The organism is Pseudomonas sp. ACN5 (assembly GCF_002303975.1).
In the GTDB taxonomy this organism is placed as follows: domain Bacteria; phylum Pseudomonadota; class Gammaproteobacteria; order Pseudomonadales; family Pseudomonadaceae; genus Aquipseudomonas; species Aquipseudomonas laurylsulfatiphila.
In genome coordinates this window covers 1-14,357 of the sequence record NZ_MRCP01000024.1, presented here as the reverse complement: position 1 = coordinate 14,357, position 14,357 = coordinate 1, and the positions used below count along the sequence as shown (strand labels likewise).

Genomic DNA, 14,357 nt, shown 5'->3' with positions numbered 1-14,357 from the left:
AGTAAAGAACCTTTTTTATCGACCTTGCCGGGCTCGCCAGGCGCCCGGCGCGCACCCCAGCCACCGCAGGCAGGCACGGTTGAAGCTTTGTACATCGCTGTAGCCCAGGCGGTCGGAAATCTCCACCAGCTCCAGGTCTGTCCCCTGCAAAAAGTCTTCGGCCCGGTAGCGGCGGTACTCGTCGAGCAACTCGGAAAAACGCCAGCCCAACGCTTTCAAACGCCGGGCTGCGGTGCGCTCGAGCAGGTGCTGGGTGCTACACCATTGCTGCCAGTTGGCTTGTGCGAGGTCGACGATCAAGTGGTCGCAGACTTGCTCCAGCAAGGTCGGTTCGCTGTTGCGCCGGGTCTGTTCCAGCAGTTCGACCAGTGTCTGCTCCAGTTCATGATTGCCCGGCGTCAACGGGATGACGAACAGCTGTGGATCGAGGCGGATCGAGTGTTGCGCCTGTTGCCACTGCACCGGGGCGCGGAAGGCTTGCTCGTGATCCTGCGGGTTGGCGGTGCAGGTGCCGGTCAGCCCGATGCCCAGCACCGGATCGCGCTCCAGGCCGCTGGCGAGGAACTTGCGCCGCAACATGCTGCACAGGCTGATGAGGATGTAATCGGCGGTGGCTGCGCTGGCTTTCACGCTGCCGCAATCGAGCAGACGCAGTTCGACGTTGTCGCCGCCGCGCACGATCTGCGCCTGAAAGTGCCCGTTGAAAAACGGAAAGAAGCGCACGAAATACTGGCAGGCGCTGTCCAGTGAGTCGGCCACGTCGAACAGGTACGTCAGGCCATTGGTGGCGGTGGAAACGAAGCGCCGACCGGCCGCCAGGCCGATCAGCGGGTCGCCGGTCTGTTCCAGGGCGAACGCCCAGAAGCGCCGCGACATGAACAGCGGAATGCGCATGAAGGGTGTGCGCAACTCGAACAGGCTGCGACGGAACAGGCCTTCGATGTGTTCGCGGTCCACCCCGCGGGCCAGCAACTCTTCGATGGCCGGCAGCAGGGTCGGCGCGTAGAACGCATTGGGTATGGATGGATCGTGCAGTGGCTGATCGCTTTTTGTCATGTAGGGCTCACAGCTTGTTCCGGAACACTGGTTAGGCTGCCCGACGTTAAGCGATTTGCCGGAGCAAGACCATGCTTGATTTACGCCAGCTCGATTTGAACCTGTTGCTCGCCTTCGATGCGATTTACCAGCAGCGCAGCGTCACCCGTGCCGCCGAGGTGATGTGCCTGTCGCAACCGGCCATGAGCAATGCGTTGCGTCGCCTGCGCGAGTTGTGCGGCGATCCGCTGTTCATCAAAAGTCGCCTGGGCGTGACGCCGACACTGGTCGCCCATCGTCTGGCCGACTACGTGCGTGCGGCGCTCGAGTCATTGCGCGATGGCTTGCGCATGATCCCCGCTGCGCGGCAGAACAATCCGCTGCTGCGCATCAGTTGCCTGGATTGCCTGCAACCGGTGCTGCTCGATGCCTTGCTCGAATCGCCCCACGCCGATTGGCAGGTGCGTTATTTCCAGCCCCGGCGCCGTGACGCCTTGCAGGACCTGGCCAGCGGCAAGCTGGATATCCTGATCGACCTCGACCAGCCGCTGGCCGGGCTGGCTGGCCTGCACAAACAGGCATTGCCCGCTGACCATTACGTGTTCGCCTATGGCGCCGCGCTCAAGGCGCCGCCGCGCACCCTGCAGGAATACCTGGAGCAACCGCAGATTCAGGTCTCGAGCCGCCGCGACGGACTCAGCCCGGTGGACTTGCAGCTTGGCTTGAAAGGCCTGCGCCGCCATGTCGCGATGAGCACCCAGAGCACCCTGGCCGCGAAGCTGATCGCCGACCGCCATCCGCTGGGCATCAGCCTGCCAAGTCGGGTCGCCAGTGTGCTGGGCCTGCAACAGGTGCCGCTGCCCCTGGACGAACCCGTGGAGTTGAAACTGGCGTTGTACGTCGAGTCCCGCTATCGCTTCGAGCGCAGCCGCGAGGAGGCGATGCATTGCCTGCTGCGCGCGCTCGGTGAGCCCCGGGCATTGCAGGCGCTGGCGCGGCGTGCGTGAAACCCTGTGGGAGCGGGCTTGCTCGCGAAAGCGGTGTATCAGACAACAATGTCGTCGACTGACACTCCCTCTTCGCGAGCAAGCCCGCTCCCACAGGGATCGCATGCAGTTCAGATGCACCTAATTCGACGCCAACAAACGCCGGTCAACCGTCAGCACCGCCTCGACCATCGCCAGCGCCGCCGGTGTCAGGGAGTGGCCGGCGCGGCTGACGATGCCGTAGTGCAATTGCAGGCCGGGGTCGTCCTTGGGCACATCGGCAAACTCCAGCAGGCGGATCAGGCCCTGGTCGGCGAGTTCGGCCAGGGCCTCGATGGTTGCGATGCCCACCGCGTCGGAGCGCATCACCACGCGGCGGATGGCATCGAACTGCGCGCATTCCACACTTGGGTTGAAGTCCGCCTCGCCCTGCGCGTCGGCCAGGATCTTGCGGATCATCGGCGGTATTCGCGTGCCGACCACCGCGTAGTCGAGCAGGGCGCGCAGGGACAGGTCCGGCTGTTGCGCCAGGGGATGACCGGCACGGCAAAAGAACCGCCCGCGCCGGGGGCGCAACAGCTGTACCTGGTATTGCGGGTCGCCGGTGAAGTACCGCGCGTCGGCCACGAGGAATTCGATCTGCTGTTCACGAAGCCAGACCGCCAGTTGTTCCCAGTCGCCCTGGTGAAAACTGATGCGGATCGCCGGGTGCGCCTGGATGAATTCCGCCAAGGCCTCGGGTACCAGCAACTGTGCCGGATACGGGCCACAGCCGAAGTGCAACTCGCCACCGGTCAGGCCGTTGTATTGCGTCAGTTCGTTGTGCAGGGCCTGGCTGCCGGCGAGCAGGCGCCGGGCATGTTGCAGCACCAGTTCACCCTGGCCCGTCAGGCGGAATTCGCGGCTGCTGCGCTCCACCAGCGCGCAGTCGAGGTCGCGCTCCAGGGTCTGGATGCTGCGACTGAAGGCCGGCTGGCTAAGATTGATCGCCTCGGCGGCGCGCCCGAAATTGCGGTAATCGGCCAGGGCGACAAGGTGGCGGAGTTGTCGTAGATCCATCATGCGTCTCCTGCATTTGGCGGATACTTTTAATGCATTGGATCGATAACACAGAGGCTGGCATAAGTACACGCCTGTCTTCTCGTCGTAACGTGCCATGACCTGCCAACCGTTCATTTCCAGCGCCTTCACCCGCACCATTCTCAGCCATGCCCGGCAGTCCGGCCTGTGTCAGGACCAACTGCTGCAACGGGCCGGCATCTGTCTTTCATTGCTCGAAGGGCAGGATCTGCACGTGCCTGCGCACCTGGTCGAGCGCTTGTGGAACGAATGCGAGCGTGCGGGCGCGGGGGTGTCGTTTGGCTGTGAACTGGTCAATGGTATGGCGACCACCACGTTGCGGGGGTTGAACATCCTGCTGGACTCCGCCGCCACCCTGCGCGCGAGCCTGGCGTGCTTCACTGATTTCCTGCCTCGGGTGACCAACTATGTGGTGGCGGAACTGGAGGAGGGTGACGGGCAAGCCCGCCTGCACTTGCGCAGTGCTGGCCGGCAGGCGCATTTTTTCGGCCTTGATGCGGCGACCCTGACGTTGGTGCGCAACATTGCCCGACGCTTGGGGCGGGCGCCGGCCGAGGTGTTTGTCAGTGTTCGCCTGACGCCGCAGCAGGCTGCCGGGCAGTGGTTGCGTAGCGTTGGCATCGAGGTGCTGGAGGGGGCGCATCCGTGTTTGAGCCTGCCAGCGGCTAGCCTTGATGAGCCGTTGCTGGGGGCCAATGCGTTTTTGCATCAGAGCATGTTGCGGCATTGGCAGACTGCTGCGCCGCAACATCGTCGTAGCGACAGTCTGGAGTTGGCGCGGCATTGGTTGACTGCCGGCGATCAGCCGATTGAGCGGATTGCCGAGCGGTTGGGGTATCGGCAGGCCAGTAATTTTATTCGGGCGTTTCGTAAGCGGTTTGGGGTTACGCCTAAGCAGTTTCGTTTGGGGGTGTAGTTGTTGGGTGTGGTGTACATATCCGTTGCTGCGGTAACGGCGGCTTATGGTTTCGCCCTTACGGCGAGTCACTTTTGGCAAACGCCCCAAAAGTAACCAAAAGGTCTCGCCCCTTACGTACGGCCCCTCGCTGAGGCTCGGGGTACCTTCGCTGCGGTATTCATCCGGGGGCATTGCCCTCCGGTCGGCTTCGCTTCGACCTACATGCAATGAGTTCGACTGCGTCGAACGGCGCTGCGCGCCTATCCCCGGATGAACACCTCCGCTCAGCCTGCCGAGGGGGCGGGTAGATCAAAAGCTGCAGGCGAGCTAACGCTCGGCCTGTTGAGTGGTGAGAAGCGGCGCGGTGTGGACCGCTCTGCTTTTGCTCTTCTGTGGGAGCGGGCTTGCTCGCGAAGGCGGTCTGACAGCCGACCAATTTCTCACAGGTATACCCAATCCCTGTGGGAGCGAGCCTGCTCGCGATGACGGCCTGGCAGCCGACCAGGTACATCACAGACGAACGAAACCCGCGACCAGGCCGGCCGGTAGGCCGCCTCGGGCGCTGTTGCGGTGTACGCCCCCTCGTGAGGCCGAACGTAAGGGGCAAAGCGCTTTGGTTACTTTCGCGCTTTTCGAAAGTGACCCGCCGTAAGGGCGGAACCGTAAGCGGCCGTTACCGCAAAAACGGATATGCACACGGAAAAATCCACAACGAATCAACGAATAAAGTGAATCTTCCCGCTGTCATCATTGCCCATGTAAATGCCATAAACCCCGGCCTGCCGCTCCTCGATATAACGCTCGAGAATCTGCCGGATCGCCGGATAATAGATGCTGTCCCAAGGAATCTCCTCAGGCGCGAAGAACTTGTAGTCGAGGGTTTCCGGCCCGTATTGCCCAGTGATCTCCAGCGCGATGGCGCGGAAGATGATGTACACCTCGCTGATCTTGGGCACGCTGAAAATCGAGTAGGGCGAGACGATTTCCGCACGCACGCCACTTTCTTCCCAGACTTCGCGCAAGGCCGCCTGTTCGGTGGTCTCGCCGCTTTCCATGAAGCCCGCGGGCAGGGTCCAGGTGCCGGGGCGCGGCGGAATGGCGCGCTGGCACAGGAGGTATTTGCCGTCCTGCTCGATGATGCAGCCAGCGATGATTTTCGGATTGATGTAGTGGATGTAGCCGCAAGCGCGGCACATCAGGCGCTCGTGCGTATCGCCCGGCGGCAGCTGCTGACCGAGATCAGCGCTGCCGCACTTGGGGCAAAAGCTCGGGCTGAACATTTCAGCGACCTATGCGCGGTTCTTTGAGCGCGATGGGCAGGGTGATCGCCGGGATATCGCCGGTTTCTTCCTGCTTGCGCTTGAGGTAGTCCAAGGCGACGGCAGCGGCCGCGCGCACGTGGTCGACGCAAGCCTGGTGGGCGGCCAGCGGGTCACCGCCCTTGATCGCCTCGACCATGCGTTCCATTTCCTGGTTGCTGGCGCCGCGACGGTTTTCCTGGGACACCGAGGTCGCGCGCAGGTAGCTGATGCGTGCCTGCAACTGGCGCAACTGGGTGGCCGCGACATGGTTGCCCGAGCCTTCGAGCAGCACGTCGTAGAAACCCTGCACCGAATCGATGACCTGTTGCAGTTCGCCGTCCTTGAGTGCCTTGCGGTTTTCCTCGAGGGCTTTTTCCAGGGCCTTGATGTCCTTGGCTTTGGCGCGCAGGGTGAACAGTTGCACGATCAGTCCTTCGAGCACGCAGCGCAGCTCGTAGATGTCCACGGCATCGGCCAGGGTAATGATCGCGACACGCGGGCCCTTGGCATCGGCGAATTCCACCAGGCCTTCGGATTCCAGGTGACGCAAGGCTTCGCGCACGGAAGTACGGCTGACGCCCAGGCGATCGCACAGATCGCGTTCGACCAGACGGTCTCCCGGCAGGAGCTGGAAGTTCATGATGGCGCTTCGCAGTTTGTCCAGCACGATTTCGCGCAGGGTGACGGGGTTGCGATTGACCTTGAAGCTGTCGTCGAGTGGCAGGCGTTTCATGGGGTCCGCTCTGATTGTGGCTGTCCATGCAAAAAGAGCACTTCGATTACGGGAATCCCGGTGCTCGGTCGGATCAAACAGCCAAGGGTTAACTGGAGGCCTCGGCATCGGCTTCGGCGAAGGCTTCACGGGCGAGCCGGAAACTGTCTACGGCAGCGGGGACACCGCAATAAATGCCGACCTGAAGCAATATTTCGCGTATTTGCTCACGACTCAGGCCGTTACGCAAGGCGCCGCGCACATGCAGCTTGAGTTCATGGGGCCGGTTGAGGGCCGAGATCATCGCCAGGTTGATCATGCTGCGTTCCTTGAGGGACAAACCCTCACGGCCCCAGACATGACCCCAGCAATACTCGGTGACCATCTCCTGCAACGGTCGGGTGAAGTCGTCGGCGTTCTCGATGGAGCGCTTGACGTAGGCTTCGCCCAGCACCTGGGTGCGGATCCTCAGGCCTTTTTCGTATTTTTCGTTGCTCATTTGCGTAGCTCCCGTGGGCTCAAAGGCCGCCCATCAAGGTGTATTTGAGTTCCAGGTAATCCTCGATGCCGTACTTGGAGCCTTCACGGCCCAGCCCCGAGGACTTGATGCCGCCAAACGGTGCGACTTCGGTGGAAATCAGCCCTTCGTTGATCCCGACCATGCCGTACTCCAGCGCCTCGCTCATGCGCCAGGCGCGGCCCAGGTCGCGGGTGTAGCAGTAGGCGGTCAGGCCAAATTCAGTGTCGTTGGCCATCTCAATGACCTGGGCCTCGGTGTCGAAACGGAACACCGCGGCCAGCGGACCGAAGGTTTCATCGCGGGCGACTTTCATCTGTGGGGTGACGCCTGTGATCACGGTCGGCTGGAAGAAACCGTTGCCCAGCGCATGACGCTCGCCGCCGCACAGCAGTCGTGCACCCAGGGCCAGGGCGTCTTGCACGTGCTCTTCGACCTTGGCCACGGCACGCTCGTTGATCAGCGGGCCCTGGGTCACACCTTCTTCGAAACCGCTGCCGACCTTGAGCTGCGAAACCCGTTCGGCCAATCGAGCGACAAAGGCGTCGTGGATGCCGGCCTGCACCAGGAAGCGATTGACGCAGACACAGGTCTGTCCGGCGTTGCGGAATTTGGCGATCAGCGCACCGTCGACGGCGCGTTCCAGATCGGCGTCGTCGAAGACAATGAACGGCGCGTTGCCGCCCAGTTCCAGCGAGACTTTTTTCAGCGTCGGCGCGCACTGGGCCATCAGCAATTTGCCGATGGCGGTGGAGCCGGTGAACGACAGTTTGCGCACCAGGCTGCTGCTGGTCAGCTCGCCACCGATGGCGATGGCATCACCGGTGATCACATTGAAAATACCCGCTGGGATGCCGGCCTGTTCCGCCAGCGCAGCCATGGCCAGTGCCGAGAAGGGTGTTTCCGGAGCCGGCTTGACGATGCACGGGCAACCGGCGGCCAGCGCCGGGCCGGCCTTGCGGGTGATCATCGCCGCCGGGAAATTCCACGGCGTGATGGCCGCGACCACACCAATCGGCTCCTTGCTGACCACGATGCGCGCATCGCCCTTGTGGCTGGGAATGGTGTCGCCGTAGATGCGCTTGGCTTCCTCGGCAAACCACTCGATGAAGCTCGCGGCGTAGAGAATTTCACCCTTGGCTTCGGCCAGTGGCTTGCCTTGTTCGAGGGTGAGAATGTGTGCCAGGGCGTCGGCATTTTCCAGCATCAGGGCATGCCAGCGCTTAAGAGTATTGCTGCGCTCTTTGGCGGTCAGCGCGCGCCAGGCCGGCCAGGCCTTGTTGGCGGCCTCGATGGCCAGGCGCGCATGCTCGGCGCCGAGGTTCGGCACCTGGCCGATCAACTCACCGGTGGCCGGGTTGAAGATGTCCTGTTGCGCACCATCGGGCGCATCCAGCCATTGGCCATTGATGTAGGCCTGCTGGCGGAACAGTAACGAGGCTGCTGGGCTCATGCCGGCTCCTGAAAGAAAAGAGGGTTACCTGTAGGAGCGAGCTTGCTCGCGAAAAACCCGAGAACGCCAAGGGCTGTCAGGCAGCACGCGTTATCGTTCACGACCATCGCGAGCAGGCTCGCTCCTACAGGGTCTGTGTTAGGCCAGGGCCGGCAGCGGGCCCAGCTTGCCTTTGTGGTAGATCATCGGCGTCACCGGTTGCTCGGGCAGGATCAGGTTCTTCACCGCGCCGACGATGATCGCGTGATCACCGCCGTCGTATTCGCGCCACAGTTCGCACTCGATGATGGCCGTGGCCTTGGCCAGGATCGGGTTGCCCCGTTCGCTCAGGTGCCACTCGATGCCTTTGGCCTTGTCCTTGCCTTTACCGGCGAAGGCATAGGCTTCGGCGGTCTGCTCGGCGGATAGCAAATGAATCGCGAACTGCTTGCTGTCGCGCAGCACCGGGTAGGTGTCGGAGCCGTAGTTGGGGCAGAACAGCACCAGTGCCGGGTCGATCGACAGCGCACTGAAGGCGCTGGCGGTGATGCCGACGATGCCGCCGTCCGGGTCCAGGGTGGTGACCACCGTGACCCCGGACGGGAACGAGCTCATCACGTCTTTGTAAATGCCGGGTTCGATCATTTTCCAGGACTCCTAGCGCATCACGAAGGGATCAGGCATCGGTGCCTGGGACAGGTTGATCCACACCGTTTTCAGCTCGGTGTAGGCCAGCACCGAATCGATGCCGCTTTCGCGTCCATAGCCGCTGTTCTTGAAACCGCCGATCGGCGCCATGGCCGAGACCGCGCGGTAGGTGTTGACCCAGATGATCCCGGAGCGCACGTCCCGGGCCAGGCGGTGGGCACGACCCAGGTCGCGGGTCCAGATGCCGGCGGCGAGGCCGAACTGCGAGTCGTTGGCGATCGCCAGGGCTTCGGCTTCGTCCTTGAAACGGATGACCGAAGCCACCGGGCCAAAGACTTCTTCCTGCATGATCTTCATCGAGTTGCGGTCGCACTCGAACAGCGTCGGCTCGTAGAACCAGCCGTCGCCCAGATTCTGCGGACGCTTGCCGCCCAGGCGCAGGCGCGCACCTTCGGCGATGGCATCGGCCACCAGGCCTTCGACCACGGCCAGTTGCTGCGCGGTGGCCATCGGGCCCATTTCGCTGCTGTCTTCCTGGGGGTTGCCGATGCGAATGCGCTGTGCGCGTTCCACCAGACGGCCGACGAACTCGTCGTAGATTTCATCCTGCACCAGCAAGCGCGAACCGGAGACGCAGCTCTGCCCGGAGGCGGCGTAGATCCCGGCGATGGCGCCGTTGATCGCGCTGTCGAGGTCGGCGTCGGCGAAGATGATGTTCGGCGATTTGCCGCCCAGTTCCAGCGACAGTTTGGCGAAGTTCTCTGCGCTGCTGCGCACCACATGCCGCGCCGTGGCCGCGCCGCCGGTGAAGGCGATCTTGCGGATCAGCGGATGGCGGGTGAGGGCGGCGCCGGTGCTCGGGCCATAACCGGTGACGACGTTGACCACCCCCGGCGGGATCCCGGCTTCCAGGGCCAGGCGCGCCAGTTCGAGGATGGTCGCCGAGGCGTGCTCCGACGGTTTGATCACGATGGTGTTGCCCGCGGCGAGGGCCGGAGCGAGCTTGATCGCGGTCAGGTACAGCGGGCTGTTCCACGGGATGATCGCGGCAACCACACCCATGGCTTCGTGCACGGTGTAGGCAAACAGGTCCGGCTTGTCCAGCGGCAGGGTGCCGCCTTCGAGTTTGTCGGCCAGGCCTGCGGTGTAGTGGAAGAACTCCGGCAGATAACCCACCTGGCCACGGGTTTCGCGGATCAGCTTGCCGTTGTCGCGGCTTTCCAGCTGCGCCAGTTGTTCCTTGTTCTCGGCGACCAGGTCGCCCAGGCGTCGCAGCAGTTTGCCGCGCGCGGTGGCGGTCAAGCCGCGCCAGGCCGGGCTGTCGAAAGCGGTCTGCGCGGCTTGTACGGCGCGCTCGACATCGGCTTCGTCGGCATCGGGCAATGCAGCCCAAGGTTCGGCCAGCGCCGGGTTGAGGCTTTCGAAGGTCTTGCCGGACAGGGCATCGACCCATTCACCGCCGATGCACATCTGGAAGCGTGCGAGTGTCATGCAACGATCCCCTTGATCTGGTTTTGTTGGGAGTGCGCGGCCTGCAGAAACTCCAGCAACAGCTGGTTGACCAGGCGCGGCGATTCTACGGGCATCATATGCCGTTGCTCGGCGAGCACGGCAACGGTCGCGCCGGGAATGCGTTCGGCCAGTTGCCGGGCCATTTCCGGGGTCGAGCCGGGGTCCAGTTCGCCGGTGGCGATCAGCGTCGGCACGCGGATGCTGCCCAGGTCGTCGGCGCGGTACATGTCCTGGGTGGCGAACAGTTCATAGGTGGTCAGGTAACCCTGAGGATCATTGCCGGCCAGGGTCTGGCGGATCGCGGCGATCTGCGCCGGGTTCGCCGCCTGGTATTCGCGGCTGAACCAGCGCGACAGCGCCGCTTCGGCATTGGCGTCCGGCCCGTGTTCGGCAGCCTGGCTGGTGCGGGCGATGACCCCGGCGCGCTGTTCGGCGCTGCGGTTGAACACGCTGTTGAGCACCACCAGGCCTTCCAGGCGTTGCGCGTAGTGCAGGGCAAACGCCCGCGCCACCAGCCCGCCCATGGAAAAGCCGATCACCGTTGCCTTGGGCAATTGCAGGTGGTCGAGCAGCTCCAGCAACTGGTCGGCATAGCCGAGCAGCGGTGTGCCACTCTCTGGCCGCGGACTGGCGCCATGGCCGAGCATGTCGTAGGCGATGACGCGGTACTTCGTGGCCAGGCCAACGATCTGGCCGCCCCACATTTCTTTGTTCAGGCCCACGCCGTGGATCAAGACCACGGGCTGGCCTTGGCCGGTCGCCAGGTAACTGGTGCCAGCCGGGGTGAGTTCAGCGGTGAGCCGAATCATGGAGCGCTCCTGCAATGCCTTCTTGTTGTCGTTCTACCGGCCGGTTACTGGGCTTTTTCGGCGGCCAGTTCTTCCAGGTCGATGTAGCGGTTGCCGATGCGCGGGTGCAGGCGGCCGCCGTCGGCGCAACCCAGGACCACGACGATTTCGTCGGCACGCGGGGCGTCTTCGATCTGCATTTCCAGGGTGATGTAGTGCGAACGCAGGCCTTCGTCGTCCTTGTGCATCATCGGGATCTGGATCGAAGTGCCCGGGCCGCCGCGCTTGTTGGTGAAGCTCAGGTAGCTCTTGGCCTTGACCGCTTCGCGGTAGTGGTTGCCGAAGCGCAGGGTGTGGATCACCGCCGAAGCGTGTTCGATTTCGCCATCGGCACCGACCACCGCAGCCTTGCCGTAAGCCTCGATTTTTTCTGCGCCGCCGATGATGCCCACCAGGCGCTCGACCATCAGTGCACCGAGGTCGGAGCAGTTGGCGCGGATCTGTGGTTTCAGGTCTTCGACGAAACCGTTGCCCAGCCAGGGGTTTTTCATCACCACGGCCAGACCGACCATGGTCACGGGCTTATCGGTGGCTTTGCCGCCTTCAATAAAGGTTTCTTCGACATAGCTGACGATCTTGCGAATTTCGAAACTCATGAGCTGCTCCGTGGAGGTTTTGGGTGTCTGTGCGTCTGATGGTATACCATAATACCGGAAGCACAAGTCCCTGAACGGAGTTTCTGGCTGGATGGCGTGCAAAAGTGTGCGCCCCCGGTCGCAGCGGACAAACGGCAGGCAAGGGGTCGCTTCGGGTACAAGCCCAACATCGGGAGAGAAAGGCAGCGTAAAGAAGGGGATCAGCGGTGAAGCGGCGTGTCGGCACCTGGAGGGAAAGATTGTGGCATCGGTTAGAACGATTATTTCTTTCCGCTATTTATATAGATGCAATCTGCATATCCATAACCGAATAATCAGCGTCATGGTTTTCATCTTGTCCGTGATCGAATCCGATTGTTCGTCACAGCAGAAACAATCGTCCTGCCTGCCTCGTTAAGCCTGCCCCGACATCGACTTTGGCTGTTCGATCGCCAGCTTGTTGCGCTCGGCCGAATCCCTAGAATCGGCCTCCATCAGCTTCACCCAACTATCCAGTCCTTCAGGGAGCAACACCATGATGAATGCCATGCAGATGCCAATGCCGATGAACGCCACCATGCCAATGATGCCGATGATGGGCATGCCGATGATGATGGCGACCCTGTCCTGCGACATGATGGACGACGGCATGATGTGCAAGATGATGCCGGCCGCTGGCATGGACATGGCCATGTTCAAGAACAGCGCTGAAATGATGCAGATGATGATGAACTGCGGCATGCCGATGATGATGCACTGCGGCAACATGAGCATGATGTGCATGTCCCGGGCGAGCATGGCCATGCCGATGATGAACATGATGATGCCAATGCCGATGATGGGCTTGCCGATGCCGTCGATGAAGTGCGTGATGGAATGCACCATGATGGCTGACGGCATGATGTGCAAAATCATGCCGATGGCCGGCATGAACATGGACATGATGAAAAACTGCTGCGAGCTGATGATGAAAATGATGAACGACTGCAGCATGCCGATGATGATGAGCTGCAACGGCATGCCGCTGATGTGCTGCACCTGCTGATCCCTGCACTGTACCTGTAACTGTAGGAGCGAGCTTGCTCGCGATGGACGTCAACGATGACGCGGGTTTTCTGAAAAAACGCGTCAGCCTTGAGCCCATCGCGAGCAGGCTCGCTCCCACAAGGTCGTTTCAGTCCAGGCGTTCCGGGTAGGTCACCACAAGATAAGCCACCGCTTCACTGTCGGCGGGGTTGCGATAGCGGTGGGGCTGGTCGGCATAAAACAGGATCGAATCCCCCGTGGACAGCAGGTAACGCTCGTCGTTGACGCTGATTTCCAGCACACCCTGCGCCACCACCAGGTTTTCCTGGACGCCTGGGCCATGGCCCTGCGAATGGTCCTCTCCCAACGGGCTCAGGCGCAGCTCGTAGAATTCCGATTGGCGCGCCACGTCAAAGGGGAACAGGGCGCGGCTGACAAAAGCGCCGTTGGCACTGACCAGGCGTTTGCTCTGGCTCGCCGACAGCACGGCCACACCTTCGAAGGCCCGATGCTCCAGAAACGCAGCCACCGATACTTTCAAGCCTTTGGCGATTTTGCACAGCACCTTGATGGACGGCACACTGCGCCCCGATTCGATTTGCGCCAGCATGGCACGGCTCACGCCGCACTGTCGGGCCAGGGCATCGAGGGACAGATGGCGCTTGCCCCGCAGGCGTAGCAGGTTTTGTGCTACCCGTTCGCAGATCGGGTCCTCTTCAGGGGCATCCGGATTGTTCAGGTCCAGCACAGGCTCGCCCGCGCTTATCAGAAAGCGCGAGGGTTCGTGCGCGTTCACGCCTGACGTGTCTCGGCAGACCGAGACGCCTGAACCCACTGGAATGCCTGAAATCCGGCGTTGCGTGCGTACATTTCCCACATGGCCCGTGCCCGTTGCTGAGCTTGTTTGCGTTTGCGGTAGCTGGCGAAGTCGATGAGGTTGTCAGTCGGATTCATGGGGCACTTCACTGTGGTGATCAATGACGGGATGACTGGAGAGTACGCTTCTACTTTTATAACGATAAATACTTAATTTTTATTTATTAATTCCTTTTTGTTCTTTGTGCGGGTGGTTTCAGGTGTCGATGAAGTGTCAATGCAATGCCTATAGAAGCCGGGCTTGCTGGCGATGGACTCCGGTGCGCCGCGTTTATCCAGTTCACACGCGTTATCGTTAACGACCATCGCTGGCAAGCCAGCTCCCACAAGGGAACGTGCCCACGCTGAAACTACTGTAGGAGCCAGCTTGCTGGCGATGGACTCCAGTGCGCCGCGCTTATCCAGGTCACACGCGTTAACGTTGACGACCATCGCTGGCAAGCCAGCTCCCACAAAGGACCGTGCCCACGCTGAAACTGTAGAAGCCAGCCTGCTGGCGATGGACTTCAGTGCGCCGCGTTTATCCAGTTCACCCGCGTTATCGTTAACGACCATCGCAGGCAAGCCAGCTCCCACAAGGGAACGTGCCCACGCAGAAAATGAAGTGACCTCCAAACCAGTGAAAGCCTGCAAACAAACATGAAAAAACCCGGCTGATCAGGCCGGGTTTTTTGTTGGGCGTTGTGGTGCGGCGATTAGTTATGCCGCACGATTCTGGATCAGACGATCCGAACCACCTTCAGCGACGCGGTTCTGCAGCAGTTTGTCGGAGCCACCTTCGGCAACGCGGTTCTGCAGCAGTTTGTCGGAGCCACCTTCGGCAACGCGGTTCTGCAGCAGTTTGTCGGAGCCACCTTCGGCAACGCGGTTCTGCAGCAGTTTGTCGGAGCCACCTTCAGCAACGCGGTTCT

17 protein-coding genes and 1 pseudogene are annotated in these 14,357 nt (G+C 61.9%); 3 read left to right on the top strand and 15 right to left on the bottom strand.

The genetic code is table 11. The features are described 5' to 3' along the window. Nucleotides 1–15: 15 nt before the first annotated feature. A complete protein-coding gene (locus tag BSF40_RS29335; protein ID WP_095967959.1) occupies nt 16–1,056 on the bottom strand; it encodes an AraC family transcriptional regulator in 1,041 nt (346 codons plus the stop codon). Nucleotides 1,057–1,127: 71 nt separating this feature from the next. Between BSF40_RS29335 and BSF40_RS29330 the strand changes: the two genes are divergently transcribed. Then, nucleotides 1,128–2,042 carry a LysR family transcriptional regulator gene (locus BSF40_RS29330; protein ID WP_095967958.1) on the top strand — a complete coding sequence of 305 codons (915 nt, stop codon included), beginning with the start codon at nt 1,128–1,130 and terminating at the stop codon, nt 2,040–2,042. Nucleotides 2,043–2,162: 120 nt separating this feature from the next. Here the strand turns inward: BSF40_RS29330 and BSF40_RS29325 are convergent, their stop codons facing one another. After that, nucleotides 2,163–3,083 (bottom strand): LysR family transcriptional regulator, encoded by a 921-nt coding sequence (locus tag BSF40_RS29325; protein WP_256585798.1) that lies wholly within the window; start codon nt 3,081–3,083, stop codon nt 2,163–2,165. A gap of 94 nt (nt 3,084–3,177) precedes the next feature. Between BSF40_RS29325 and BSF40_RS29320 the strand changes: the two genes are divergently transcribed. After that, nucleotides 3,178–4,017, top strand: coding sequence for an AraC family transcriptional regulator (locus BSF40_RS29320; protein WP_095967956.1), 840 nt, complete (start codon nt 3,178–3,180; stop codon nt 4,015–4,017). Between the two features lie 698 nt (nt 4,018–4,715). Here BSF40_RS29320 and BSF40_RS29315 read toward each other — a convergent pair. The 9 genes from BSF40_RS29315 to BSF40_RS33295 form a co-directional block, all read right to left on the bottom strand. After that, entirely contained in the window at nt 4,716–5,279 is a 564-nt protein-coding gene (locus tag BSF40_RS29315) for an NUDIX hydrolase (RefSeq protein WP_095967955.1), read from the bottom strand. A 1-nt stretch (nt 5,280) separates the two neighbouring features. Beyond that, nucleotides 5,281–6,033 carry a GntR family transcriptional regulator gene (locus BSF40_RS29310; RefSeq protein ID WP_015095667.1) on the bottom strand — a complete coding sequence of 251 codons (753 nt, stop codon included), beginning with the start codon at nt 6,031–6,033 and terminating at the stop codon, nt 5,281–5,283. An 88-nt stretch (nt 6,034–6,121) separates the two neighbouring features. Then, a complete protein-coding gene (locus BSF40_RS29305) occupies nt 6,122–6,511 on the bottom strand; it encodes a carboxymuconolactone decarboxylase family protein (protein WP_095967954.1) in 390 nt (129 codons plus the stop codon). 19 nt (nt 6,512–6,530) lie between these two features. Next, nucleotides 6,531–7,982, bottom strand: a complete 1,452-nt coding sequence (locus tag BSF40_RS29300; RefSeq protein ID WP_095967953.1) for an NAD-dependent succinate-semialdehyde dehydrogenase — start codon at nt 7,980–7,982, stop codon at nt 6,531–6,533. Nucleotides 7,983–8,120: 138 nt separating this feature from the next. Next, a complete protein-coding gene (locus tag BSF40_RS29295; RefSeq protein WP_007978701.1) occupies nt 8,121–8,606 on the bottom strand; it encodes a flavin reductase family protein in 486 nt (161 codons plus the stop codon). Between the two features lie 12 nt (nt 8,607–8,618). Further along, nucleotides 8,619–10,100, bottom strand: a complete 1,482-nt coding sequence (locus BSF40_RS29290) for an aldehyde dehydrogenase (protein WP_095967952.1) — start codon at nt 10,098–10,100, stop codon at nt 8,619–8,621. After that, complete coding sequence (locus tag BSF40_RS29285; RefSeq protein WP_007978706.1) at nt 10,097–10,930, bottom strand: alpha/beta fold hydrolase; 834 nt, start codon at nt 10,928–10,930, stop codon at nt 10,097–10,099. Before BSF40_RS29285 ends, BSF40_RS29290 begins: the two co-directional genes overlap by 4 nt. A gap of 44 nt (nt 10,931–10,974) precedes the next feature. Next, entirely contained in the window at nt 10,975–11,565 is a 591-nt protein-coding gene (locus BSF40_RS29280) for an amino acid synthesis family protein (RefSeq protein ID WP_007978708.1), read from the bottom strand. A 393-nt stretch (nt 11,566–11,958) separates the two neighbouring features. Next, nucleotides 11,959–12,093 carry a hypothetical protein gene (locus tag BSF40_RS33295; protein WP_256589619.1) on the bottom strand — a complete coding sequence of 45 codons (135 nt, stop codon included), beginning with the start codon at nt 12,091–12,093 and terminating at the stop codon, nt 11,959–11,961. Here BSF40_RS33295 and BSF40_RS33290 point away from each other — a divergent pair. Beyond that, on the top strand, nt 12,080–12,589 hold the full coding sequence (locus BSF40_RS33290) for a hypothetical protein (RefSeq protein WP_256589618.1): 510 nt from the start codon (nt 12,080–12,082) through the stop codon (nt 12,587–12,589). The two genes, BSF40_RS33295 and BSF40_RS33290, sit on opposite strands and share 14 nt — an antisense overlap. A 129-nt stretch (nt 12,590–12,718) precedes the next feature. Here the strand turns inward: BSF40_RS33290 and BSF40_RS29270 are convergent, their stop codons facing one another. The 4 genes and pseudogenes from BSF40_RS29270 to BSF40_RS29260 all read right to left on the bottom strand — a co-directional run. Then, nucleotides 12,719–13,309 carry a helix-turn-helix domain-containing protein gene (locus BSF40_RS29270; RefSeq protein WP_162130295.1) on the bottom strand — a complete coding sequence of 197 codons (591 nt, stop codon included), beginning with the start codon at nt 13,307–13,309 and terminating at the stop codon, nt 12,719–12,721. A 53-nt stretch (nt 13,310–13,362) separates the two neighbouring features. Then, nucleotides 13,363–13,524: a hypothetical protein gene (locus tag BSF40_RS32835; protein WP_162831822.1), complete on the bottom strand. Its 162-nt coding sequence runs from the start codon at nt 13,522–13,524 to the stop codon at nt 13,363–13,365. Between the two features lie 72 nt (nt 13,525–13,596). Then, the gene (locus tag BSF40_RS29265; RefSeq protein ID WP_141249820.1) at nt 13,597–14,010 is read right to left on the bottom strand and encodes a hypothetical protein; all 414 of its coding nucleotides are present in this window, start codon (nt 14,008–14,010) and stop codon (nt 13,597–13,599) included. 135 nt (nt 14,011–14,145) lie between these two features. Then, nucleotides 14,146–14,357, bottom strand: a pseudogene (locus BSF40_RS29260) (phage infection protein); the annotation flags it as partial.

Excerpts from the sequence above, each read along its gene's own strand:
- BSF40_RS32835 (WP_162831822.1), bottom strand. The coding sequence starts at position 13,524 with ATGAATCCGACTGACAACCTCATCGACTTCGCCAGCTACCGCAAACGC.
- BSF40_RS29290 (WP_095967952.1), bottom strand. The coding sequence starts at position 10,100 with ATGACACTCGCACGCTTCCAGATGTGCATCGGCGGTGAATGGGTCGAT.
- BSF40_RS29295 (WP_007978701.1), bottom strand. The coding sequence starts at position 8,606 with ATGATCGAACCCGGCATTTACAAAGACGTGATGAGCTCGTTCCCGTCC.
- BSF40_RS29315 (WP_095967955.1), bottom strand. The coding sequence starts at position 5,279 with ATGTTCAGCCCGAGCTTTTGCCCCAAGTGCGGCAGCGCTGATCTCGGT.
- BSF40_RS29325 (WP_256585798.1), bottom strand. The coding sequence starts at position 3,083 with ATGATGGATCTACGACAACTCCGCCACCTTGTCGCCCTGGCCGATTAC.
- BSF40_RS29300 (WP_095967953.1), bottom strand. The coding sequence starts at position 7,982 with ATGAGCCCAGCAGCCTCGTTACTGTTCCGCCAGCAGGCCTACATCAAT.
- BSF40_RS33290 (WP_256589618.1), top strand. The coding sequence starts at position 12,080 with ATGATGAATGCCATGCAGATGCCAATGCCGATGAACGCCACCATGCCA.
- BSF40_RS29320 (WP_095967956.1), top strand. The coding sequence starts at position 3,178 with ATGACCTGCCAACCGTTCATTTCCAGCGCCTTCACCCGCACCATTCTC.
- BSF40_RS29285 (WP_007978706.1), bottom strand. The coding sequence starts at position 10,930 with ATGATTCGGCTCACCGCTGAACTCACCCCGGCTGGCACCAGTTACCTG.
- BSF40_RS29330 (WP_095967958.1), top strand. The coding sequence starts at position 1,128 with ATGCTTGATTTACGCCAGCTCGATTTGAACCTGTTGCTCGCCTTCGAT.
- BSF40_RS29310 (WP_015095667.1), bottom strand. The coding sequence starts at position 6,033 with ATGAAACGCCTGCCACTCGACGACAGCTTCAAGGTCAATCGCAACCCC.
- BSF40_RS29280 (WP_007978708.1), bottom strand. The coding sequence starts at position 11,565 with ATGAGTTTCGAAATTCGCAAGATCGTCAGCTATGTCGAAGAAACCTTT.
- BSF40_RS29305 (WP_095967954.1), bottom strand. The coding sequence starts at position 6,511 with ATGAGCAACGAAAAATACGAAAAAGGCCTGAGGATCCGCACCCAGGTG.
- BSF40_RS29335 (WP_095967959.1), bottom strand. The coding sequence starts at position 1,056 with ATGACAAAAAGCGATCAGCCACTGCACGATCCATCCATACCCAATGCG.
- BSF40_RS33295 (WP_256589619.1), bottom strand. The coding sequence starts at position 12,093 with ATGGCATTCATCATGGTGTTGCTCCCTGAAGGACTGGATAGTTGGGTG.